This window comes from Paenibacillus sp. MT124, assembly GCF_058792755.1.
The window spans coordinates 2086283-2110140 of record NZ_CM179500.1 but is presented as its reverse complement, the minus strand read 5'-3'; the positions used below and the strand labels follow the sequence as shown (position 1 = coordinate 2110140).

At 47.7% G+C, this 23858-nt stretch carries 24 protein-coding genes and 1 pseudogene; 7 read left to right on the top strand and 18 right to left on the bottom strand.

The features are described 5' to 3' along the window. Nucleotides 1-123 precede the first annotated feature (123 nt). Genes hemY through hemE form a run of 3 tightly spaced genes read right to left on the bottom strand, consistent with a single transcriptional unit; the run spans nt 124 to nt 3555 of the window. The gene (gene hemY, locus AC3RCI_RS09925; RefSeq protein ID WP_492473208.1) at nt 124-1548 is read right to left on the bottom strand and encodes a protoporphyrinogen oxidase; all 1425 of its coding nucleotides are present in this window, start codon (nt 1546-1548) and stop codon (nt 124-126) included. After that, on the bottom strand, nt 1548-2498 hold the full coding sequence (gene hemH, locus AC3RCI_RS09920; protein ID WP_492528801.1) for a ferrochelatase: 951 nt from the start codon (nt 2496-2498) through the stop codon (nt 1548-1550). The genes hemY and hemH overlap by 1 nt, the downstream gene beginning before the upstream one ends. Continuing rightward, the gene (gene hemE / locus AC3RCI_RS09915; protein WP_154896007.1) at nt 2491-3555 is read right to left on the bottom strand and encodes a uroporphyrinogen decarboxylase; all 1065 of its coding nucleotides are present in this window, start codon (nt 3553-3555) and stop codon (nt 2491-2493) included. Before hemE ends, hemH begins: the two co-directional genes overlap by 8 nt. A 143-nt stretch (nt 3556-3698) precedes the next feature. Here hemE and AC3RCI_RS09910 point away from each other — a divergent pair, with 143 nt between their 5' ends. Beyond that, a complete protein-coding gene (locus tag AC3RCI_RS09910) occupies nt 3699-4961 on the top strand; it encodes an MFS transporter (RefSeq protein ID WP_336780212.1) in 1263 nt (420 codons plus the stop codon). Nucleotides 4962-5049: 88 nt separating this feature from the next. Here the strand turns inward: AC3RCI_RS09910 and AC3RCI_RS09905 are convergent, their stop codons facing one another. Continuing rightward, the gene (locus tag AC3RCI_RS09905; protein WP_492528798.1) at nt 5050-6255 is read right to left on the bottom strand and encodes a cytochrome P450; all 1206 of its coding nucleotides are present in this window, start codon (nt 6253-6255) and stop codon (nt 5050-5052) included. A 422-nt stretch (nt 6256-6677) separates the two neighbouring features. Between AC3RCI_RS09905 and AC3RCI_RS09900 the strand changes: the two genes are divergently transcribed. Next, nucleotides 6678-7892 (top strand): asparaginase, encoded by a 1215-nt coding sequence (locus AC3RCI_RS09900; RefSeq protein WP_492474172.1) that lies wholly within the window; start codon nt 6678-6680, stop codon nt 7890-7892. Nucleotides 7893-8009: 117 nt separating this feature from the next. On the opposite strand, the gene AC3RCI_RS09895 is transcribed toward AC3RCI_RS09900, so the two are convergent. Then, nucleotides 8010-8642, bottom strand: coding sequence for an O-methyltransferase (locus AC3RCI_RS09895; protein WP_095288047.1), 633 nt, complete (start codon nt 8640-8642; stop codon nt 8010-8012). A gap of 240 nt (nt 8643-8882) precedes the next feature. On the opposite strand from AC3RCI_RS09895, the gene AC3RCI_RS09890 reads away from it, so the two are divergent. From AC3RCI_RS09890 to AC3RCI_RS09875, 4 genes are all read left to right on the top strand, one after another. After that, entirely contained in the window at nt 8883-10034 is a 1152-nt protein-coding gene (locus AC3RCI_RS09890; protein ID WP_492529858.1) for a THUMP domain-containing class I SAM-dependent RNA methyltransferase, read from the top strand. 202 nt (nt 10035-10236) lie between these two features. Continuing rightward, entirely contained in the window at nt 10237-12231 is a 1995-nt protein-coding gene (locus AC3RCI_RS09885) for an LTA synthase family protein (RefSeq protein WP_492528796.1), read from the top strand. Nucleotides 12232-12312: 81 nt separating this feature from the next. After that, a complete protein-coding gene (locus AC3RCI_RS09880) occupies nt 12313-12717 on the top strand; it encodes a cytidine deaminase (RefSeq protein WP_492529856.1) in 405 nt (134 codons plus the stop codon). A 215-nt stretch (nt 12718-12932) separates the two neighbouring features. After that, on the top strand, nt 12933-13667 hold the full coding sequence (locus tag AC3RCI_RS09875) for a DsbA family oxidoreductase (protein WP_492528794.1): 735 nt from the start codon (nt 12933-12935) through the stop codon (nt 13665-13667). Between the two features lie 154 nt (nt 13668-13821). On the opposite strand, the gene AC3RCI_RS09870 is transcribed toward AC3RCI_RS09875, so the two are convergent. The 3 genes from AC3RCI_RS09870 to AC3RCI_RS09860 form a co-directional block, all read right to left on the bottom strand. After that, nucleotides 13822-14727: a prenyltransferase gene (locus AC3RCI_RS09870; protein ID WP_492528792.1), complete on the bottom strand. Its 906-nt coding sequence runs from the start codon at nt 14725-14727 to the stop codon at nt 13822-13824. Between the two features lie 283 nt (nt 14728-15010). Then, nucleotides 15011-15841 (bottom strand): aldo/keto reductase, encoded by an 831-nt coding sequence (locus tag AC3RCI_RS09865; RefSeq protein ID WP_095288052.1) that lies wholly within the window; start codon nt 15839-15841, stop codon nt 15011-15013. Between the two features lie 179 nt (nt 15842-16020). Beyond that, nucleotides 16021-16302 (bottom strand): hypothetical protein, encoded by a 282-nt coding sequence (locus AC3RCI_RS09860; protein WP_095358951.1) that lies wholly within the window; start codon nt 16300-16302, stop codon nt 16021-16023. A 203-nt stretch (nt 16303-16505) separates the two neighbouring features. Between AC3RCI_RS09860 and AC3RCI_RS09855 the strand changes: the two genes are divergently transcribed. Beyond that, nucleotides 16506-16904 carry a hypothetical protein gene (locus tag AC3RCI_RS09855; protein WP_492528790.1) on the top strand — a complete coding sequence of 133 codons (399 nt, stop codon included), beginning with the start codon at nt 16506-16508 and terminating at the stop codon, nt 16902-16904. 81 nt (nt 16905-16985) lie between these two features. Here AC3RCI_RS09855 and AC3RCI_RS09850 read toward each other — a convergent pair whose 3' ends face one another. From AC3RCI_RS09850 to AC3RCI_RS09805, 10 genes and pseudogenes are all read right to left on the bottom strand, one after another. Beyond that, nucleotides 16986-17207: a YuzB family protein gene (locus AC3RCI_RS09850; protein WP_095288055.1), complete on the bottom strand. Its 222-nt coding sequence runs from the start codon at nt 17205-17207 to the stop codon at nt 16986-16988. A 21-nt stretch (nt 17208-17228) separates the two neighbouring features. Next, entirely contained in the window at nt 17229-17531 is a 303-nt protein-coding gene (locus AC3RCI_RS09845; protein ID WP_095288056.1) for a heme biosynthesis protein HemY, read from the bottom strand. A 150-nt stretch (nt 17532-17681) separates the two neighbouring features. Next, nucleotides 17682-17933, bottom strand: coding sequence for a hypothetical protein (locus AC3RCI_RS09840; protein WP_095288057.1), 252 nt, complete (start codon nt 17931-17933; stop codon nt 17682-17684). Between the two features lie 148 nt (nt 17934-18081). Continuing rightward, entirely contained in the window at nt 18082-19314 is a 1233-nt protein-coding gene (locus AC3RCI_RS09835) for a M14 family metallopeptidase (RefSeq protein WP_492528788.1), read from the bottom strand. Between the two features lie 237 nt (nt 19315-19551). After that, on the bottom strand, nt 19552-20361 hold the full coding sequence (gene racE / locus AC3RCI_RS09830; protein ID WP_095288100.1) for a glutamate racemase: 810 nt from the start codon (nt 20359-20361) through the stop codon (nt 19552-19554). A 229-nt stretch (nt 20362-20590) separates the two neighbouring features. Continuing rightward, a complete protein-coding gene (locus AC3RCI_RS09825) occupies nt 20591-20986 on the bottom strand; it encodes a YtxH domain-containing protein (protein ID WP_095288059.1) in 396 nt (131 codons plus the stop codon). 180 nt (nt 20987-21166) lie between these two features. Further along, the gene (locus AC3RCI_RS09820) at nt 21167-22132 is read right to left on the bottom strand and encodes a DUF4261 domain-containing protein (protein WP_492528786.1); all 966 of its coding nucleotides are present in this window, start codon (nt 22130-22132) and stop codon (nt 21167-21169) included. Nucleotides 22133-22143: 11 nt separating this feature from the next. Next, nucleotides 22144-22605: a DUF86 domain-containing protein gene (locus tag AC3RCI_RS09815; RefSeq protein ID WP_492474177.1), complete on the bottom strand. Its 462-nt coding sequence runs from the start codon at nt 22603-22605 to the stop codon at nt 22144-22146. Between the two features lie 175 nt (nt 22606-22780). Beyond that, nucleotides 22781-23068, bottom strand: coding sequence for a Dabb family protein (locus AC3RCI_RS09810; protein WP_127536480.1), 288 nt, complete (start codon nt 23066-23068; stop codon nt 22781-22783). Nucleotides 23069-23318: 250 nt separating this feature from the next. Beyond that, a pseudogene (locus AC3RCI_RS09805) lies at nt 23319-23702 on the bottom strand (phage holin family protein); the annotation flags it as partial. Nucleotides 23703-23858 lie beyond the last annotated feature (156 nt).

Sequence of the window (23858 nt, the reverse complement as noted above, 5' to 3'; positions counted from 1 at the left end):
TCAGGCATATCCTGGATTTCCATCATTCAATTCACTCGAAAATAAATATCCTGCATGAAAAAAGCTGCCTCTCCTTACAGAATGAATTCATTCCGCGGGAGAGGCAGCCTTACATTGGCTGCATTAGTGCACAGCCAGCTTTTGAACTGCCTGAAGCGACATTTCTTTTGCCTGTTTGATACAGTCCGGCAAACCTACTCCTTCATAACCAGCACCAGCAATGTAAACACCCGGCATCTTACTGCCTAGTTCCTCACGCAGTGCTGCAATATGCTGAAGATGACCTACAGGATACTGCGGCATGGATTTGCGCAGGCGGGTAATCTCCGAGAAGATCGGAACGGCCTCTACACCCATCGTTTCCCGCAGATCCTTGAGCACCAGAGCTGTCAGCGCATCATCGGGAAGTTCTACATTTTGCTCGTCTCCGGAGCGGCCGACGTAACAACGCAGCAGCACTTTGTCATCCGGACTAGTGTGCAGCCATTTGGTCGATGTCCAGGTACAGGCAGTAATATTCCGCCCTTCCTTGCGTGGAACGAGGAAGCCTGAACCATCAAATACATGTTCAATATCCTTTTTCTCAAAAGCAAGGACTACATTGGCTACAGATACGTAATTAATTGCATCCAGCGCAGAGGTGTCCACATGCGGTTTGAGCAGTTCAGATGCCACATACGTCGGGACTGTAACAATCACGTCATCCGCTTCAATACGCTCCCCGTTATTGAGCTGCACACTGTACCTCGTTTGACCACCTTGCTGAACATCCAATGATAGAACAGACGTATTCAGGCGTTGGTCCACATCCTGCATATCGTGAACCAAGGCGTGAACAAGACTCTGAAGTCCTTGGCGAAAATTCAAGAACGCGCTTTTCTTCGTTCCCGTATGTGTCTCTGCAGGTTTACGACCTGTCATCATGCCGCGGATCAGACTACCATAATCCCGTTCCACTTCACCGAATTGCGGGAATGTCGCCTGAAGACTCAGACGACGCATATCCCCGGCATAAATACCGGCAAGCAGAGGCTCGGTCAGGTTTTCAAGCACCTCCGGACCGAGACGCCGTTCAATCATGTAACCGAGGGATTCATCTTCCGCGGTACGGCGCGGTGGAATAAAGAAATCCATCAACGCCCGCAGCTTCCCTGCCGGAGAAACCAGGCCACTTCTCAGAAACGGCTTCAACTCTGTTGGTATTCCGAGCACAAGTCCAGCAGGCATGGGGTGAAGCTTGCCCCGCTGCATAATATATGTTTTTTTGGATTCCGGATTTTGGCTTACCAGTTCATGATCCATTTCCAATTCCTTGGCAAGATCAATCATGGCCGTTTTGCGGGCCAGGAATGAATCTGGGCCTTTTTCAATGACAAATCCATCCCGGTGCAGCGTCTCAATCATTCCACCCATGGACGAACTTTTTTCAATCAGTGTAATTTGCGGTTCAATCCCGGCTTCCCGGTAATGCTTCCGAATATAAAATGCCGCGCTGAGGCCGGTCAGGCCTCCACCAACGACAACAACACGACGTTTCTGGTCTTCCATTACACATCCGACCCTTGCTGCCACTGGCTTATGATAACGTCGCATAACGTTTCCATATAGAGAGGATCGCTGTTGAGCGAATCGATCCGCATTAGGCGCATGTCAATCTCCTTGGCAATCGCTTTGGCCTCAATATCCAGATCATAGAGTACTTCAAGATGATCAGAGACGAATCCAATGGGTGCAACCAGCACATCCTCAACCTGTTCGCGGGACAGTTCCTGAAGTGTGTCCAAAATATCCGGACCAAGCCACGGTTCAGCCGTACGTCCAGCACTTTGCCATGTAAATTGCCAGTTGCTAATACCTACACGTGATGCAATGACTTCGGAGGTTTCAAGCAATTGCTGCGGATAAGGATCCCCCAGACTTACGATCCGCTCAGGCAAGCTGTGTGCACTGAACAGGACTCGTACATCACCGCGCTTCGCCCCAGCCTCTTCAAATTCATCCAGCTTGGCACTGACACGGGAAGAGAGAGCCTGGATCAGCTTAGGATGCAGGTGGTAGCTCTCAACAAATGTCATTTGAATTCCCAGTTCCTCTGCTTTCTCACGAGCACGCTTGATGTAGCTGCCCACACTCATTGTGGAATAGTGAGGAGCAAGTACAACACCGACTGCTGTCTGAATTCCGTCCTTCGCCATCTGTTCCACACCATCTTCAATAAATGGATGAGCATGCTTCAGCCCTTGATAACAACGGAACTCCACTCCGTTCGTACGCTCATCTTGGCTCAGCGTCTCCTGCAGGGCCTTAACCTGATTATCTGTATTTTCACGCAGCGGGAAAACGCCCCCAACGATAGCCTCATACCGGTCTGTCAGTTCCTTCAGTTGTTCCGGCTCAGGCGGCCGTCCTCTTCGAATATGTGTGTAGTACGCTTCAATACTTTCCATATTTTCAGGTGTGCCATAAGACATCACCAGTACACCTACGGTATTAGTCATTGCTAACCGTCACCCCCGTCTTCAAAACTTCTGCAGAATATTCATGAATATATGTCGTAAGTTCTCTCAATTTCTCAAGAGAAGCTTCCGGGAACAAGCCATGTCCCAGATTGAAAATATAACCTGGCTCCTTGATACCTTCATCAATAATGACTTTGGCCTGCTGCTTAATCAAGTCCATCGGTGCTGTCAGCACATAGGGATCCAGATTGCCTTGAACGGCAAATTTGCCACCCAGTCTCTTGCGGCCTTCTGTGATAGAAACTCTCCAGTCCAGACCGATCACATTGGCTTGCAGATCCGTCAGAGTCGGTAGCAGTTCACCGGAGGCCACACCAGGGAAATAGATTTTCGGTACATTCAAATCCGATAATTCGGTAAAGATACGGGTAATCGTCGGCAACACATACGTTTTGAAATCATTTGGAGAAAGGGCTCCAACCCAGCTGTCGAATAGCTGAAAAGCCTTGCCTCCATTAGCAATGTGTGCACGGACATATGTAATTACCATATCACCTAGTTTTTGCATGAGCTTGTGCCATACTTCAGGCTCGCTGTACATCATGGTTTTGGTCCGAATATAGCCCTTGGAAGGACGACCCTCGATCAGATAACTGGCAATGGTAAACGGCGCGCCGGCAAATGTGATGAGGGGAACGTCCAATTCCTTGTCCAGAATCCGAATGGTTTCCAGAATATGCGACAGGTCCCCTTCGACATCGATCGGACGCAGACGATCCACATCTGCCGCCGAACGGATAGGGTTATCAATGACGGGACCAATGTTTTTTACAATATCAAAATCAATGCCCAAAGACGCAACCGGATTCATAATATCGGAGTACAAAATAGCCGCATCCACACCGAGTTTACGTACCGGCATGAGTGTAACTTCAGCTGCTAGCTCTGGCCTGCGGCAAATTTCGAGCAAAGAGTACTTTTCCTTAATTTTACGATATTCAGGATCATAACGCCCAGCCTGACGCATGTACCACACAGGAACACGGTCTACTTGTTGCTTGAAGCTGGCTCGAATCAAACGATCATTATAGCTCATGTAAGAAGCCTCCAATAGTTTTTGGACTCATAACTCTCATTATGCCCTTTTTGAAGAGCTGTAACAACCACGTGCCGATCTGTTCCGATGACAATACTATGACATTCCTTACATCGCCTCATCCATATGCCAATTATGGTATAATGAAAGAATGGTGTTTTTTCCACGAATTACAGAAAGGAAGTGAAAGCACTTTGAAAACTTGGAAAGTAAACCTCATCGTGCTTTGGTTTGGACAGTTTCTGGTCAATTCGGGCATGACCATGATTACGCCTTTTTTATCCCTATACCTTGCCAAGGATTTAGGCGTTGTCGGTGAGCACGAGATTGGCATATGGGCGGGATTTATATTTGCTGCCAATTTCCTCACTTCATTTTTGTTCCAGCCCTTGTGGGGCAAACTGTCCGATAAGTATGGACGTAAAATTATGCTGCTGCGCTCCGGATTCGGGATGGCGATTGTGATCGCGCTCATGGGATTTGCCCAGAATCCGTGGCAGCTCCTCTTATTGCGTTTGCTCAACGGTACTATCTCCGGTTTTAATCCGGCAGCCGTTTCCCTGATCTCGGGAACAACGCCCAAGGATCGTATGGGTTTCGCCATGGGTATAAGTCAGTCCGGACAAGTAGCCGGAACGATTCTCGGTCCGCTGATCGGCGGTTTGCTTGCAGATGCCGTTGGCTTCCGGCCCATATTCTACATTACAGGTGGCCTCATCTTTGCTGCATCGCTGCTGGCCATGTTCCTTGTTCGGGAAAAATTCGACCGCAAGGAAGCGGCCAAACTACCGGAACAATCCGTTTTGTCCGGACTGAAGGAATTGAACAAGTCGCCACAGCTGCCCGCATTGTTTGCTGTAACGTTCCTGCTGCAGTTTGCGATGATCAGCCCCATGTCACTCTTGCCGCTGTATGTACAGAAGCTGCATGCATCGGATGTAAACGTGGCATTCTGGGCCGGTCTTGTCGGCGCTGTTACCGGACTATCCAACATGGCCATGTCTCCAATACTCGGCAAGCTCAGTGATCGTATTGGAGCACACAAGGTACTGACCTTCTCTCTTATAGGTACGGGACTGCTGCTAATACCACAAGCCTTCGTACAATCGGTATGGCAGCTCATTTTGGTACGTTTCGCCATGGGTGTATTCATGGGTGGTTTGCTGCCTAGCGTCAATGCCTTGATTCGGGCCTACACCCCAGATGGCATGATCAGTCGTGCATTCAGTTTTAATACAAGCACGCTCGCCCTGGGGAACATGCTTGGGGCTGTGATCGGCGGTTTTATGGCAGGATTCATCGGCATTGAGGGATTGTTCATTGTCTCCGGTGGGCTGCTGTTAATCAATATGGTATGGGTCCGATTCAAACTATACAAAAAGCCTACTCTCGTCAGGGAATCCTGAGCAGGACATCCCTTCACTTGGAACGCATCACAAAAGCCGCATTCATTGCCCTAGGGACAAAGAATGCGGCTTTTTCGTTATCACTTTGTTAAGACTGCTTAAGGCTTTCAAATTGGATAGGGTACTCCTTCACACCAAATACGAAAGCACTCTGGATCGGCTGCAGTGTCGTTCCCGGAACAAGCCTGATATTCTGCATCTGCTGCAGCATGGTGTGGAGTACAACCCTCGCCTCCAGACGGGCTAGCGGGGCACCCAGGCAAAAGTGAATGCCAAATCCAAATCCCATGTGCCGGTTTGGTTTGCGATCCTCGACAAATTGTTCTGCATCGCCAAAGACTTCGCTATCCCGATTGGCTGAACCTACCCACGAAATAACCTGAGTCCCCTCCTGAATGATCTGCCCGTTCAATTCAACCGTTTCTTTGGCTACGCGTCCAATTGCAACAATCGGCGGGTAGTAACGGAGCGTCTCTTCAACAGCTGATGCAACGTGCTCTGGATGTTCACGCAGCCGCTGCTGCAGCTCGGGTTGTTCTGTAAGAATGCGAACCGCATTGGTAATCAGATTGGTCGTCGTTTCATTACCTGCTGCAAGCAACAAAATGCAAAAACCAACCAGTTCCTCCTCGCTCAGCTTTTTTCCTTCAATCTCTGCTGCCAGCAGCAAAGAGATTAAATCATCCTGCGGCTCCTGCCTACGTTCCTCCATAATGGCTGTAAAATAAATGGCCAGCTCCTGTTGATTTCGTTTTTTCTCTTCCATAAGCTCCTGGAAAGCTTCATCACTGTCATCGCGTGCCCCCTTAACCAAGGCGTCCGACCATACTTTAAACTTCTGCCGGTCTTTTGCAGGGACTCCCAGGAGTTCCGCAATGACGATAACAGGTAGCGGAGCCGCCAGATCATCGACCAGATTCATTTGACCTTGGGACAACCGGGGAGTGATTAATTCATCGGCAATCTCCTGAATGCGCGGAGCAAGCGCTTCTATGGCCCTCGGTGTGAATGCCTGATTAACCAAGTCCCTTAACTGCTTGTGTTTGGGTGGATCCGTTGTAAGCATACTGGTGTTTGCACGATCACGTGCGGAAGAAAACAACTTGGGATTTTTCAGGACGTACTGCACATCTTCATAACGAAAGATATCCCAGCATTCACGGTGCTCATCGTATCGGACTGGAGTATTCTCACGAAGTTCGGCGTACACCTGGAAGGGAGATAGCTGCTGCTCTACTGCTTCCAGTTCCCGGATCGGAATATAATTGGCATACTTTCTGGGTGCTCGGTTCATCGTCATTCCTCCAATCACTAATATATATTTATTTACATATAAGAAACACCATATATTATAGACTTTACTGTAAGGTCATACAAATATTTGGCAATAATTGAGCCTCTTCTCCTAGGGGATGCCATTTATATCCTACGAACCTCATTTTCAATCAGGATAAAAGTCTTATATGTCATTTTAATTAACATGAAAACCTCTGATTAGCTTTACCCCTCCTTTCATTTCTGCTTTTATCGATTTATATTTATTCAATTAATCTTATAAATAATAGTTTTACTCTAAATATCTATCGATATAGCCATATAATCTCCGTTTTTCTACTATTGTCATATTAGTTAACATGAAATACAATCATCTCAATTCATTTACATAGTCTTCTGAACAAACATCACATGTTACTAACTTGAAGGAGAGTGCTAATTATGAGTAAACATTCAAATCTTCGTCCCTGGGCAGTATGGAGTACTGCTGCTTTAACCGCTCTGACCATCTCTTTGTCCCCGGTCGGAACTTATGCTGCTCAAGCAGCTACTGTAGAAGTGAGCGGAACAACAAGTGCGGTACAGTCCACTTCGCCTAGTACTCCAGCACGGAATACATCCATTCCTGCCTTGCCTCAATCCTCCAAACAATCTGCATTACCTAATGTACTTGTCATTGGAACAGGCGGAACGATTGCCGGTCAATCCGAGGATGCAACCAGCTTCCAAAATTACAAGGCAGGCACACTCCCCATTGAAGAAATGGTGGATGCGCTTCCCGACAAACAGAAGATAGCGGATGTTAACACACTTCAATTCGGCAACTCAGGTTCTGGTTCATATACAATGGCAGATCTATACGATCTATCCCTTACCGTAGATAAGGCACTTGCACAGTATGACAGTGTCGTGGTTACGACAGGTACGGATACCATGGAGGAGATCGCTTATTTCCTTGACATGACGGTGCAGAGCGATAAGCCTGTGGTGATTACCGGCTCCATGCGACCATGGACCGTTATCGGTTCAGATGCCCAAGCGAACCTGTACAATGCCATCAAACTTGCGGGCAGCGGACGCACTACCTCGTTCGGAACGGTATTGATGCTGAACGACACGATTCAGCTTGCACGTGGTGTAACCAAAACGAATGACTATCGTACGGATACATTTGAGACGCCAATGCTGGGTGCTGTTGGTTACATCGATGAAGAGAATATCCGAATCTACCGTGCTCCGGCACGCGCACTGAAGCCTGAAGGCACAGCCAAGCCAGCATTTGATCTGAGCAAGATTACGAAGGCTGATCTGGCGAAAGTCGAAATTGCTATCTCCTATCAGGAAGCTGGCGGGGAAGCGATCGAAGGTTTCGTACGCGGCGGAGCCAAAGGAATTGTAACCTCCGGTACCGGAGCAGGCGGCATCTCCAGAGCAATGGGACAAGCCCGCACGAAAGCGATTGAAGAGGGCGTCATCTTCGTAACCACGACCCGTACAGGTTCAGGAAGCGTATATGGCGGCGGCAACGGTGTCATTGCCGGGGACAACCTCAGCCCTCAACAGGCACGTATTTTGCTCATGCTCGGCCTGTCGTTCAGTGATGATTTTGAAACGATTAAAAAATGGTTTGAAACATACGGTACACCTGAAGTTTAATAGCTCTCATACTTTTATCCTTATTTTATAAAATGGCAAAAAGAGATGAACCCGGGCCCTGTGATCAGGGATGTGTTCATCTCTTTTTTTGCTCCAATAAGTCTTACGTTTGCTTAATTACTTCACCCAAGCCAGCGCCAAGCCATCATAATCCGGCAGCATGGTGGTGACAAGGCGCGGGTCACTCGCCATCTGCTCATTGAAACGACGCACAGCCAGAACAGCAGGACCCTGCTTGTCCGGATTCAGCGTACGACCACGCAAGAAACAATTATCGCCTACAATAACAGCACCCGGCCGGGCCAGCTTAATGGCATAATCGAGATATACCGGATAATTCTCCTTATCTGCGTCAATAAAGAAGAAATCGAATGTGCGACCTTCCTGTTCCAATTGCTTCAGGCTGTCTGCCGCCGGGCCAATGCGATACTCTACCTTTTCGCCGAAGCCACCTTCCTCCAGATGCCCACGGGCCATCGCCGCGTATTCTTCTTTCAACTCTAGCGACGTCAGCGTTCCGCCTTCCCTCATACCGCGAGCAAGGCAAATTCCGCTGTAACCGCCCAATACGCCGATTTCCAGCACAGCCTCTGCCTTTGATGTCTTGGCGAGAAACGTAAGCAAACGGCCATAAGCCGGTGCAACCGACACCTCCGGCATGTTGTTTGAACGGATGGCCTCTTTTACCTTTAATAACAGCTCATCCTCTTGAAATAATTGATTTACATATTCGTCAGGGGTAAGATTCACCACGTATATCCTCCTTGGACACTTGGACTGCTTTCCTTATGGATGCCAATGTTCTATAATGAATGTTTGTTATCAACACAGGCGGTTAGACTACAGTATCACCTGCTTCTTAGCGAGCTAGTGCTCACCGCATTTCTCATTGTAAGTTTTTTCACGGAATGCGGCAAGGCCGCACCGTTACTATACAGCTGGATGAAGGCATCGACCTCTTCCGCTTGAAATGGAGTTGAAATGAAACACATGGCTCAATTGCAATTAATTGCGACCTCAGCAATGGGACTTGAGGCTGTTGTAGCTCGGGAATTGAAACAGCTGGGGTATGAGGATGTTACGGTCGAGAACGGCCGGGTTGTATTTACTGGAGATTATATTGATATTTGCCGCTGCAACTTGTGGCTGAGAAGTTCTGACCGTGTCCTTATCAAGATGGGTGAATTCCCGGCAACCACATTTGACGAATTGTTTGAAGGTACCAAAGCACTCCCTTGGGAAGAATGGATCCCAGCGAACGGTGAATTCCCTGTCGAAGGCCGCTCCCACAAATCCCAACTGAGCAGCGTTCCTGCCTCCCAAGGTATCGTGAAAAAAGCGATCGTTGAGAAACTGAAACTGACACATAACACCGAATGGTTCCCCGAGAACGGGGCTCGTTATGTCATTGAAGTGATTTTGCTGAATGACCGCGCCCTGCTTACACTCGACACGACCGGACCAGGACTTCACAAACGGGGTTATCGTAAACTGGTGACGGAGGCTCCGCTGAAAGAAACACTCGCTGCAGCGCTTATTCAGCTTAGTCGCTGGAACGTATCCCGCCCCTTCTATGATCCGTGCTGCGGTTCAGGCACCATGCTGATCGAAGCAGCCATGATCGGGTGGAACATCGCACCAGGACTGCGCCGCTCCTTCAACTCCGAGAATTGGGATGTCATCCCTAAAGAACTGTGGGAACAGGCTCGCGAGGAGGCATTTGATGCTGTTCGTGACGACGTTCCATTGCAGATTTCGGGTAGTGATATTGACCCTGAAGCGATCGAGGTAGCGCAGGCAGCGATCAAAAGTGCAGGATTTGCCAAGGATATTGAGGTCAGCGTACTGCCTGCACACCGCGCAAGACCTCAAGGGCAGTATGGTGTAATTATCACCAATCCGCCATATGGTGAACGCCTGAGCGAAGAGAAGGACGTCTTGAAGCTGATCCGCTCCTTAGGCCGCAGTTATCTCGAGATGCCGACTTGGTCCTTTTTTGCCATCACTTCAACCAAATCCTTCGAAGAAGCTTTTGGCCGTAAAGCGGATAAACGCCGCAAACTGTTTAACGGACGCATTGAGACCCAATACTATCAGTACTTGGGGCCGTTACCTCCGCGGAATTCATCACCGGAACAGTAATGATACGATTCAAACAGAACGCTCCTGCCTTCACGGCTGGGGCGTTTTTTTGTACGGTTATGCAACCAATGATCTGCATGAAGCACATCTGCTAGGGGCATAGTTGAAATGCCATGAAGGAGAGCTATAATGAATGGAGCCCTGTTTTTTACACTCCGTTAACATTAAATGAACAAAACACTGCAACTGGGAGGGAACCTTGATGGTCATCTCACAGCCTACACGCAGCATGACGCCGCGTAGGCTTCTTAATCATCCACTTACGTTATATCTCATTTTTCTAGTGCTGATGCTGCTGAAACTCATGTGGCTTCATCACAACCTGCACGCCTATAACATCACCATGGGTCTCCTGGATAAAGTCATTGCCATCGGCTCTTTGCTGCTCCTGTCCTTCTGGACCTGGTGGCTGCCTAGACGGGGCATGATCTTGTCTCTTGTCGTTCTCAATCTGCTCCTCACAGCGCTGATCTATGCCGATATGGTTTATTATCGATACTTTCAGGACTTTCTAACGATCCCTGTGTTAATGCAGGCCAGACAAGTTGACGCTCTGGGCGACAGCATTGCTACGCTCATACACGCCAGTGACTTGTGGTTCTTCGCAGACTGGCTTGCCATCATTCCGTATGGGGCCATCCTGCTATTCAGCAGGCGAAATCGTATCTCCCGTTTGTCTACAACCAATAACGGGTTGGGGAATTACTCCAATTACCGCAGCAAGAAAAGAGGCATGCGCAGACTCACTGCAGGCGGCATTGCATTGGTGCTCGGACTGTGTCTTGCGGTGGGGCCAATCTATTTTTACAGTAAAACGTGGGCCAAGGGGCTGTTCGACAATAATTGGTGGAACGTCTCCATGTACAACGTGACCGGACTTCTCGCTTTTCATGGATATGATCTGTACAACTATGCAAAAGACCATATCGGTTCCGGTCCCGAAGCCGATCCTGCAGATGTCGAGCAAGCCACATCCTTTTTTGCTGACAGACAGAATAACGCTTCTAGTGAAAATGCCCTGTTTGGCAAGTACAAGGATAGTAATCTCATCATCGTTCAAGGAGAAGCCTTCATGAATTTCATGATCGGGCAAAGTATCGGTGGTCAGGAAATCACGCCGCATTTTAACGAACTGATGAAGGAAAGCCAATATTACAGTCATTTTTATCACCAAACAGGTCAGGGCAGAACATCGGATGCCGATTTTGGAGCCAATATTTCACTCCACCCACTGCCTGTTGGATCAGCTTTTGTTCGGTACGCAAACCACGCATATGATTCTTTGCCTTCAATACTGAAGGACAATGGATACAGCACCAATGTTTTTCATGCGTACGAGAGTGGATTTTGGAACCGTTATACAATGTATCAGAACATGAACTACGACAAATTTTACAGCAAAAATGATTTTGAACAGGATGATCCACTGGGCTGGTCCCTGTCCGATGAGTCTTTTTTTAGGCAATCCATTCAGAAGATGGACAGCGAGATAACCGAGCCGTTCTATTCCTTCCTCATCACACTCAGCAGTCATCATCCATATGCACTCCCGCAGGATAAACAGCAGCTTGATGTAGGTGAGTTCGAGGGCACGATGTTTGGTGATTACCTGCAATCCGTTCATTATGTGGATTCTGCACTGGGCAGTATGGTGGAAGATCTGAAAACCCGGGGATTATGGGACAAAACCATCTTCATGTTCTATGGGGATCACGATAATTCAATCAAAGAACAAGCGCAGTATGAGCAGTTCCTTGGACGGTCCCTGAATGAACTGGATATGGAGCAAATCATGAATGAGGTCCCGCTGCTGGTGCATCTGCCGGACGGAGCCGAAGCAGGAACCGTAGACCAACCTGCCGGACAACTGGATATCACTCCATCAGCGCTTCATTTGCTCGGCATCCCAGATGACTATTATCACATGGGGAACGACATCTATGACGGATCATCCCGAACCATTGTATTGCGAAGTGGTGCATTCACTGACGGTTCCGTATTTTATATCCCTTCAGACGATTATATTTACGAGAACGGTTCATGTTATGATCTATCCACCCGCAACAAGACAGACATCAGTGCGTGCAGTTCCGGACATGATGAAGCTTCGAAGAGATTGCATGTATCCGATACCGTCATAACGTATGACCTGATTCGGCAATTCCGTGAAGAAAACAGCGCAGAACCTGCTTCCTAGACACAGCTAATGCCAATGTCTTCGTATAGCAGCTTTTGATTAAAGGAGAAACATAAAATCATGACAATTCAATCCGAACCCTTGTCCATTGAACAAAAATTATATGATGAAGCAGCGAACTTTGTGATGCATCGCTACCCTCAGGGTTGGGGTGGTGCAGCAGCAGTTTATACCGCAGCAGGTTCGCTGTTAATCAGCGTTGCTCCAGAAGTGATCAATGATGCCACACACCTGTGCATGGAGACGGGCGCCTACCTCGAAGCACATAAATTAAACGAGAGAGTTACTCACTCCATCTGCGTGGCACGAGATGACGAACATTCGGAATTCAAAGTGCTTACTCCTTGCGGGGTATGTCAGGAACGTTTATTTTTCTGGGGTGAAGATGTCAAAGCCGCTGTATATGACCCGGATGGAAGGTTAATCTATAAAAGACTGGACGAAATCCAGCCTTACCACTGGTCCCAGGCATACCGGGATAAATAGGGATACAGTTCTGCTTCTTTATGTAATTCAAGTATTCAGGTACTTCCGAATCGAGCATTTCCACCTTTAATTACCACAAAAGTGTTAAGCGTGCAGCCCACTGCATGTTTAGCACTTCTTTTTTGGGACCAGCCCGATACCTGCCTTGCGTTATTTAGAAAGTCGCTTTATAATTGTAACTAAAATAGTTTCATTTATATGGAGGTTTAAAAAGAATGATTATTGAAATATGGTCCGACTTTATGTGTCCTTTCTGTTATATTGGCAAACGCCGTTTGGAAAATGTATTGGCTCAGTTCCCACACCGTGATGAAGTGAAACTGCAATTCAAAAGCTTCGAGCTGGATTCTAATGCTGAACTGAACAGCGGCAAAACGAACGCGGAATATCTGGCTGCCAAATACAATATGAGCGTGGAACAGGCAAAGGGCATGAATGCTCAAATGAATGCCAATGCCCGTACGGCCGGATTGGAATATAACATTGATGAGATGATCCCAACCAACTCGTTCTCTGCTCACCGCCTGACCCACTGGGCAGATACACAAGGCAAAATGCTTGAACTCAGCGAGCGTTTGTTCAAGGCCATTTTCATAGAAGGCAAACATGCTGGTGACACGGATGTACTGATTCAACTGGCCGAGGAAGTGGGTCTGGATCGCAACGCAGCAGCCGAGGTGTTGGCCAGCAATCAATTCGCGGAGCAGGTTCGTGCAGATCAGGCTGAAGGCGAGCAATTAGGCATTCGCGGCGTGCCATTCTTCGTATTCGACCGCAAATTCGCGGTATCAGGCGCGCAGCCGGACGACGTGTTCCGTGATGCCATTCAGAAGGCGTGGGATGAGCGCTCCCCTTTCACCATGGTTGAATCCAGCACAGCTAACGCCGATGCCGGCGGTGTGTGCACTGATGATGGATGCGAAGTACCGCAATCCGATAAACCATCCTAATAACACAAAAGCAGCAGGAGCAAGGGCTATCCCCTGAACCCGCTGCTTTTTTTCAACTTAAATCTAATTAATCCTTAGGTAAAATTCACCCATATAAAATAAATAAAAAGTCCGACCTACTTGACGCAGGACCGGACCCTATTTATACCCTCATTTAGAGCAGCAGCCCTACGCACATAATCAGGCCGCAGAGCACAGATGATTGCTGGGAAGCTCCCATAAGGGGAAGATACGTCTCGGACGGATTAACTTTGCCCAGTGATTTATAAACCTTATACATTGGGATAACGGAAATAATCGCGACTAGACCATAAACGGGCAAAGCATGGAACACCACACTTACGATCAAAAGGACATAAGCAAGGATCGTCATCAGCTTGGATAGACGAAGCGCCCGCTCTTCCCCCCACATGACGACCAGCGTCTTCTTGCCAATTTCACGATCCGCACGCCAGTGCAGAAAATGATGGTTAAACAGCAGCATGGTGGTCAGCATGCCGACCGGCAAGGACAGCAGCAGCGGCGCAAGCGCAAACTCTCCTGTCTGTACATAGTAGGCACCCAAAACCGGCAGGATACCAAAGGAAACAAATATCCCGATCTCACTATAGCCTTTTCCGCGGTAGCCAAATTTAATTGGTGGCGCAACATAAAAATAAGCGATCAAAGCACCGATCAGTGCAATAGCCAGGATCGGCCAACCGCTGACGATTGTTAGAATGAGACCACAAGCCCCAGCCAGCACAAGGAATCCCCAGGTAATAGCCGCAAATTTCTTCTCGGTCATGGTTCCCGAAGTCAGAAACCCGGAGTGTGTCGAAATCGCGCCTTCTGTCTCTGTTGCTTGGGTATCGGTTCCGTTCCGATAATCCCATAGATCGTTTACCATATTGGAAAAAATATGAGCTGACACCGCGCCTACTAGCGTCAACAAAAACAAAAGAAAATGAAATTCTTTCTGCATGGCGTAGGCAGAGATGGTGCCTAGTATTACCGGAACAACCATTACCGTTACGGAATACAGTCGAGTCATATTTTTAAATAAAGCCCAATTACTCATGATGTATTTATGCCTCCTATGATGCTAAATCTTTAACACTTTGTGACGACGTTCACATAATATTAGATTATACACCAAATTGACATTGTTGTGACAGGAAATTTTTGTTCGTTATACGACTGAATCTTTTTAGTTGCATGCGCTAAACGTTTTCCTTTATCAGAAGCATCTCTTAGGCAGCACCCCTCGAACCCAAGTCGGGCAGCAATTATGAAAGAGAGAAAAGGCCCTCTCCTTCTTGAAGAGGACCTTTTCGTTTTATGGCATGGATTGCTATCCTTGCTCAATCCCAAAAGAGTTGATCCGGATGCGGCCCGGTTCTCTTATCAGAATCCAAGGCATCAATCGATCTAAGTTCATCCGGCGTTAACTCAAAATCAAAAATGTCTGCATTCTCACGAATACGTTCGGGTGTAACGGACTTCGGTATGGTCACAATCTGATTTTGAATATCCCAGCGCAAAATGATCTGTGCCGGCGTCTTTCCATATTTTTGGGCAAGGCCCTTTAACGTGGATTCATTGTTCAGTTTTCCTCGCATGATCGGGCTCCAGGCTTCCAGCTGAATTCCCTGCTCCCCGCAGAAATCCTGCAGTTCCTGCTGAATCAGACCCGGATGCAGTTCCACCTGATTGACTGCAGGTACCGTTCCACCTTCATCTATGATTTCGCGCAAATGATGGATTTGGAAATTGCTCACACCAATCGCCCGAACACTTCCTTCGCTATATAGACGTTCGAATGCTCTCCACGTCTCCTTGTACTGGTCTCTTCCCGGCCAGTGAATTAAGTATAGATCAATAACATTCAATCCCAGTGCCTTCTGACTGGCCTCAAATGCTCTGAGTGTTGAATCGAAACCCTGATCCTCATTCCAGAGCTTGGTTGTCACGAACAGCTCATTGCGGGCAATTCCACTGCTTGCTATGGCTTGTCCCACTTCTTCTTCATTCCCGTAGACAGATGCCGTATCAATACTGCGATATCCTACTTCCAATGCGGTCTCAACCGCTTGCTGCACTTCCTTACCCTTTGCTCTATATGTTCCAAATCCTAGCCAAGGCATCGTTACCCCATTATTCAGAATCGTGCAATCTGTAATATGTTTGGTCATCCTGTACCTCCCGTATGGAATTTGGCTGCTCAAGGTTTATTAACCTTCTGACAGAAATTTAAGCGTTTCCTTATCTTCCTGTACAGGCGACCTATTTCCGGGAGATTCTTGAAAAGGCAGTATTAGAAAAAGAACCCGCCAGGCTCTATGGCATGCGGGTTCTGGTGTGACAGGATCAGCTATTGATTCCCTTGCCCGTTCTGACTCTGGATGGAGTTCAATCTTCTCTTCTCCTCAGAGAACATCTCTTCTGCCAGCTCAACACCCTGTCCTCCAAGCGAACGTTCAGCCTGAAGCATCGCCTGCTCCGTATGCGCCAATCGGCGCTCGGCCTGTTCAATGGTCTGCTCTGTTGGATGTGACATGGCCTGAGATACGGCAAAATGAAGTTTGTTCACTGCATTCTGCGCCTGAGATACGGTCGTATTCGCTTGCAAACTGGAATCATAACGCTTCGGCATGAGTATTCCTCCTTGGGATCATGTTCCTGTTACCCCTTTAGGATGGATGATGAGGTCCTGCCTTATTCTTCTTTTGCATAAACAATTTATGAATGTCATGTCGTGACTCCATTTGCACCTTCATCATCCCCATGGTTGTAACCTTCTCCTAACTCACTGCGTTTATCTTATAGATGAGTTTTTTAGAAGAAAGAGGTGGTTGTTTGAAAAACCTGAGGATTCCCGTCATTATGTTGACTTTGTTATTGATAACCAGTGGCTGTGCCTCTGCAACATATGAAATAACGGGTTATACAAGTTCCTCCATTATTGCAGATATTCCAGTTCCTACGAACGCCACACCATTAAAAGTCACGACAGATTCAGCAAACCCCAATATTAAAATAAGTGAAAAGTATGAATTGAAACATATCGGAGGTGAACAAGGCCTGTATACGCCTGCTGATTATTTTCAGAAATTACACGATGAAGGGTGGGTAGAGTTGGAGGAGAACCGAATGGGACATGTTCATTTCCTCAAAAAAAACGACACGGTAGTCGCTATCGAAATACATGAGGATACCTTTGAAATTCATGAAATGAAAAAAGACACTCCCCTATAATCCTCCCTAAGTGTTCTTGGAACATTGAAATACTTCCAAGTTATCACTGCGCACAAAAAAAGAGAGGCATGGGCCTCTCTCTTATTTCACGAATTTTGCGACTTTTGCCAGCACTTCTTCTTCTGTCGGCGCACTAATGTACCGACCGTTGATAAACACAAAAGCACGCTTCGCACATGGACCACAGTACGATTTGCACCCAATCTTGATCTCCGTATCCGGAGCCATCTTCTCCAGCTTGGGTACAATCGACTTCAGTCTGATATGATTACACTTTTCGCATACGCGGATATCGTTAGCCATGAGTTCCCCTTCTTCGCAGCCTTAGTGGTCGCCGTGGTTGCCTTTGGATGGGTTCGTGATGACAAATCCTTCTTGAGGAAGGTACAGGTAGTCAATTTTAACGCCATCCAGAAGTGGTTGATCATTCTCAAGAATAACATCGATCTCTTTGTCCGTAGATACTACGGTATCGTTTTCTTTCGGCGTGTCCAGATCAAGACCGTAGTGAGCGTGGTCACCGTGAGCATGCGTGATAACTACACGAAGTTTTTTTCCTTCGTTTTCGGGCTTGTCCAGCTCCAATTTTAATACTTTGGCAGCATTACGAGTAATTTTGCAGTTCATTTCGACTTCATCTCCTATATTGTAATTGCTGGTTCCAACAATTTCAGCATTTCTAAACTCCAGCATCTATTGTAAAGAAAGTTACTCCGCTTCGCAATAACATTGATGCAAAATCAAAGGTAAACCGTATCGATTGACCTTATAATTCCTTTAGGCGCGAGAGGGTAGCACCGGATATTTACGCTCCGCACGGCTGACAAACCAGTTCATGAGCAGCAAAGTAACACCAATATCATCGATAGGCATAAAAGGCATGACATCCGGTAGAACCCAATACAGTATGACCGGGATGATGAACAGCAGTTTCTCATGCAAAGGGATCTGCGGAGCCCGCAATAGACGGGGCAGTCTCTTGAACACTTCAGTCCATCGTTTAAACGACAGCAGTCTTCTCCACTTCATGTGAATCCCTCCATATTCTTCATGAGCCAATGAAGGCGCATGATCGTATTCCACTCATTACCCTTTTAAGAATGGTATGATAACCAAAAAAAGACGGGACGCTGTCACAGCGCCCGTATGTTATATACGAAATGTGAAGCTTGAAGTTTCATGACAGGGCTTCTGTTCCGGTTTCCCCATCCGACAGCAGCTCAGCCAGCAGCAGGCCTACCTCGACACAGATATCATCAAACTGTTCAACAGGTAGTGGGTTGACGCCGAGTCCGACTTCCACCGTGAAGCCCGGCTTGCGAAACTGTTGAATGAACCAGTCCTTGTATCCCGCATCGCTTCCACCTAATTTAACGGCTTTGTAACCCGAGGCCCGTGCCAACCTGCGCGATAACGGCGCACTCTCTCTGGGCTCCAAATCACGATAATTCCAATAGATCTCTTGCCCCTGACTGTGCAGGGAAACGACAGCAGCGAAGCTGTGTTGTTCTGTCCACTCCGCAAGTGCCTTTGCTTCTGGCTCAGATAACGGTGCCTTGCCTGCATAATCTCGGGGACCGGGTGATGTAATGCCTCTCCGCGCTGCCTCTTCCTCCCAGTGAGCCGGAAATTGATCGTTCAGATCAACTCCTCTAATATTGGCTTTCCAATGGGTAAAATGCGGACGACCGGCATTCCATGCAAGCAGCTGCTTGGCATGTGGATGTCTATTTACAACACCCTCCTGGACGAGCTCCACTCCATCGGGATTGACCATAGGCACGACCCACAACGTCGTTTCCTGCATCCAACGCTCTGTCCTGAATTGCTGCCAAGGCACGCTGTCAGTGTATGCCCTCGCATATTCTTCAACAAAACGCATGATTACCGCACTCGTAAGCCATTCATTGGCATGAACGGACGCATTAACGTGAATATGGTGAGGTCCTTCGCCAATCTTTACGTAAGGTATAGCCTTCCCCATGACGCTTGCACCAATTGTACCTGTGGAAATGAACGGATATTGCTTCTCAAGCAAAGCGACATCCCGGCTCAATTCACGGTAACCGTATTCACCCTGTAACCTGACAATAGTTTTGCCATTTGAATCCGGAATATGAATACATCGCCCACACCAATCCTCAACGTTCGCAAACTCAGGATTGGCGTCACGCAGTTCTTTTTCATTCAGGCCAAAACGTTCTGCGATCCACCCCACGTTTTCCCCAGGCTGAACAGCATATCTGCGACCGGTTCCCGGCAGGATTCGCAGCATCTGTCCAGCAAGCAAGTAGGGCTGTGCCGCTGCCTCCGGGTTCAGGGCAGCCAGCAACGCCCTCGTCATGTGGTGCGCAGAAGCAATGCGGGATAAGGTATCCCCTGACTGAACAATAATCCACTGAAGCTCCATGGTGTCTCCTTTCCCGGCGGGAGAACGCAGTTCTCCCCGTCCTATGCTCTTATTGTGCTACCCTAATATGTATGCGAACCCGGTTGTCCGTCATGTGACATGAATCACGCGAGCCTTTTCCAAGCGCTGTTCTTCGTATAAATAAAAAACCGGAGCGCAAGGGCTCCGGAATGACTGATGAGTGCAGTGGGTTAAGCTTCAACCTCAACTCCAATATGAATGGGTATTACTGCTATGTTACGTTAATCGGGTGACCTGCCACACGACAGGTGTTTTCGAGATCTGTTCTCCCAACCACTGGCGGGTAATATTCTGGAACATGCGTGGGTCTCCCGTACAGAAAAATTGATGCACCGGTGTCTCATCCCCACTTGCCAGCTTTCGTTTATCATACAAAATCGTACTGATTTCCCTCGCCGTCTCATCTGCCGAACTGATCAATTTCACTTCCTGTCCCATGACTTCCTGGATCGTTTCCATGAGAAATGGATAGTGGGTACAACCCAAAATGAGACAGTCAATTGGCTGTTGTTTGATCTGACCCAACGACTGCTCCACCGCAAGTGTTGTTTGTTCGGAACGGAATTCACCCTGCTCTACCAGAGGCACCAATGCGGGGCAAGCCTGACTGACGACATCAATATAGGGGGATAACTGCTTAAGTGCCGAAGTATATGCACCACTTCCTATCGTTCCCACTGTACCGATTACGCCAATGCGCCCTGTTCGAGTAGCCGTAATGGCAGCACGCGCCCCGGGATGGATGACCCCAATGACAGGCACATTCACCTTCGCCCGGATATAGTCAAGAGCTGCAGCCGTGGCTGTGTTACAGGCGATAACGATAACCTTCGGATCGAACTGGATCAAGAAATCAACGATTTGTTCCGTAAATTGTTTAACTTGTTCGGACGAACGGGGTCCGTACGGTGTCCGGGCAGTATCTCCAAAATAAATGATCTTTTCCCGCGGGAGCTGACGCATCACTTCCTTGGCGACGGTCAATCCCCCTACACCGGAGTCTAATATAGCGATTGCTTGCTGCACGAACACACCGCTTCCTTCTTCATTGAATTGGTTCTGATAACGATTTGGGTTCCAGAGCTTTCTTCCTACCGTATGATTATTCCGGCAAAAAGGTACCTACATCTTACCCGATTTCATCTCAGGGTTCAAATAAAACCCGGCACGCTGCAGCTTCCACAGCATTGTCGCACACAAACAAGCAGGCTCCCCTCATTCTTCGAGGAAAGCCTGCCTATTGCCCAGCAATGCTTCAGATATTATCTTTCGAATCATCTGCAGGCAGCTTTGCAACTACGTTAATGCCAGACTCATTTTCATCTTTGTTCTCAGAAGAGTCTACAGACGAATCCGAGTCGGTAATAACAGCAGATACGCGTAATTCCTTCCCTTCAGCGCAGTTCCGCCAGGATTGGATATCCTGAATGACAACGTCTGCCGTTTCTTTTACTTTGGATACGATCTGTGAGCTTTGTTCGCCCACCTTAACGGCCAATTCCTGACCTTTCTCGGTGACCTGACGCGCACCTTCCGAAATATCCTGACGCAGCTCACGTCCGGATTTTGGCGCCAACAGCAGCGCTGTTACAGAACCCACTACCGAACCGATCAATGCTCCCCACAACAAACTTTTGTTTGAATCCTTCACGTTGCATCTCTCCCTTTACCTTAATTGAAGTACCGGATACCATGCATCAATACATCTTGATGCTTATTGATCCGGGCGAATGCCTACTCTGTTGATGCAGTATAAGCAGCAAGGGCTTGACCTGACACTCCAGATAGCAAAAACTTTTTAAATCCCTTATTGCGCATTAGAATGTCAGCATTAATGATGCCGAGAAGATTCGAGTGGCTGTGCAGCATGGGCATCTCCCGGATCGAGATCAATGACATAACGGCCAGGCGCAATTAGCGCAGCCTGATGCTCACAGCGCCAGCGTCTTCCTCCAGAAGAGCCCAGTGTCTGTCCGTCCTGCAGAACATCACCCTGATCGAATATGTAATAGGCCGCCCCAAGCAATGTCTGGGCTACCGTATCCGGATCCAGTCCCGTAAAGTGACACTGCACATCGGGAACACCGAGCGCCGACAACCCAACGGTATCCATAACCAGTTCACGCTGTTCTTCCGTTCCACCTGCCTGATACATGCGGACATTCATTGCTCCATAGAGATGTTCTTCCCGCTTCTGTGACTGAATGTAAGCCTCCGGCTCAACCAGCTTGTCACTGCCGTACCAATACATCCCCTCACAAGGCAGAACTTCCATGACTGCCTGGAGCGTATTCTGGAACAATTCCAGACGCTGTTTGCGAGACATGGCTGCAGAGAACATATCATGAAGCCGGATCGAATACTGCGCTGTCTTCACGGTCTCTCCTGCTTCCGGCCAGTGCCAGGCTTGCTGCACTGCTCCACCGAAGCGGGAACGATCCTTGATCTCGTTCACAGGAAGCATGCAGGTCTGTGCAGGTATATTCCCTTCCTCAAATGAAACCGGATGATCCATATGATAGAAAACAAGCATGTCCAGGTTATGCTCTGGAGTATCACTTTTCCCGATCTCCGTCGCTGCCTCATCCTTCTTATTCTGTGAGGAGCGTTGATCATTGACCTGCTTCACAGCCAGACGGACTTGTCCGGTATAACGGGTAAGTGCATTCTGCAGCCGGATCCGATCTATTTTAGGTTGCTCTCGAAATAACAGCTCTACCATATAAACAGGGTGAAATCCGGAAGGAATATCATTCGCTTCATTTTTCTCTATTTCATCTTGCCTTTCATTTGTCATGCTGGTTCCCCTCATTCCTTACTCTGTCCCTCGGTCTGACCTTGCTGAAATGGACCAAGTTCTTTTTCCACATAGATACTAACCTGCTCAGCAAACTGTTCCAGAATAGATGGTACCTCTGCGCTTAACGGGTGCAATTCTCCCCGCTCCCAGCTGAAGTAATCCTGTACCAGCGGCTTGCGCAGCGACACGAGACGCTTCAGCACCTCGTAAGTCGGAACGTCAAATACCTTCTCTTCGTGATTGATTTGAATAATGTCATCATAACTGCTGGCATCCCGCATAATGAAACCATCAATAAGATAACTTCCCACATCCGTTACAATCTCAATAGCCAGATGAAGACAGCGTTCCTGGACCAGACCAAGCATAAGACTGCCATCCCAAGCTTGCGCTGCCCGGCGGAGCCCTTCGGCTACTTCCGGCACGGCAGCAAGTCTGCGGGCAATCTGTTCTCTGTTTACGTAATACAATGCAGTCACTTCCCGTTCAGTGAATTATCGATTCCGTTTCCCTCTTCGCTTAAGCCAGAATAGCATCACCGGACAAGCGATCAAAAACACGATAAAAATATATAAAAATTCCATAACGTCTCTTAAATCGCTCATGCCCAGTCTCCTTTAACAACTGCAGAATGAAATGATTAAATTAGATCTCGTAATCCACTGCGATCGACTGTTCTCTGACCTCGTTCATGTACTGGATGACTTCCTGATGAAGTGGGTGGACCTGGTAGGCCTGCAGATCTTCCAGTGATGCAAATTCGGCTGTCAATGAGATGTCGAAAGATCTGTCAGAGCGAAGCACATCCACGCCAACTTCCAATGAGATCAGGACATCAATTTTGCCTTGCAAGTTGCGAAGAACGTTTGCAGCAGCCTCAATGGTTTCTGGAGAACGATCTTTCATTTTAAAAAGAACAATATGTTTAATCATTGAACAAGCACCCCGTTTGCATATATTAGTGGAAATGAATGATTTTTCGTGTAACCAAAATATATCATAACGTTAGTTATTGCGAAAGGATACTTGTAAACGTTCTCTAAACGATAAAACGATGCTATGCTGAACTGTTCTTTTTTGCATTATCTTCATCCTGTGCAGGAGATGTCTCTTCTGAAGGGGTTTTCGAATCAGCTTCAGGTGCTTTTACTTGCGGTTTGGACCACTCCCGATCCGAAAGGTCTTCCTGTTTCTTCAGCACGGCAATGGCTTGTCTGAGCTTATCAGGCAGCGGAAGACCAATCCTGGCATAGTTTTCAGTAATGGAAATTAACTCGTTAACCAAGTAGAAGTAGATGGCTCCCCCCTTGATAATGTCTGTTCCCATAAGCAGATCAATACGGTGAGCAAGAAGGATAACGGTCAGCATTAGCCCCTTGCGGGCAAGTCCCCAGAACCCGATATTGCTATTTAACCCGGTTCCCGACCTTACCGCTGCAGCGAGACCTGTAACATAATCCACAGCCATCGCAATGACAAGCAGACTCAACAATTCATCCCAAACGCCAAAAGCAAACGTTACGAACGCTCCGGAAATTGCAGCAAAGGTATTTACGGCTGGACTCACGTTTTCACCCCTCTCTCTGAATTGATCATTATACAAAATATGTAAGAGTTAGAGATTTTGACAGACCAATCGCCCGGTTCAACTTGCGGATTTTATTTTCGGATTTGTGCACATCATTCTGGGATAAAGATTAGTACTGTCCCAATTTTTTGGTGG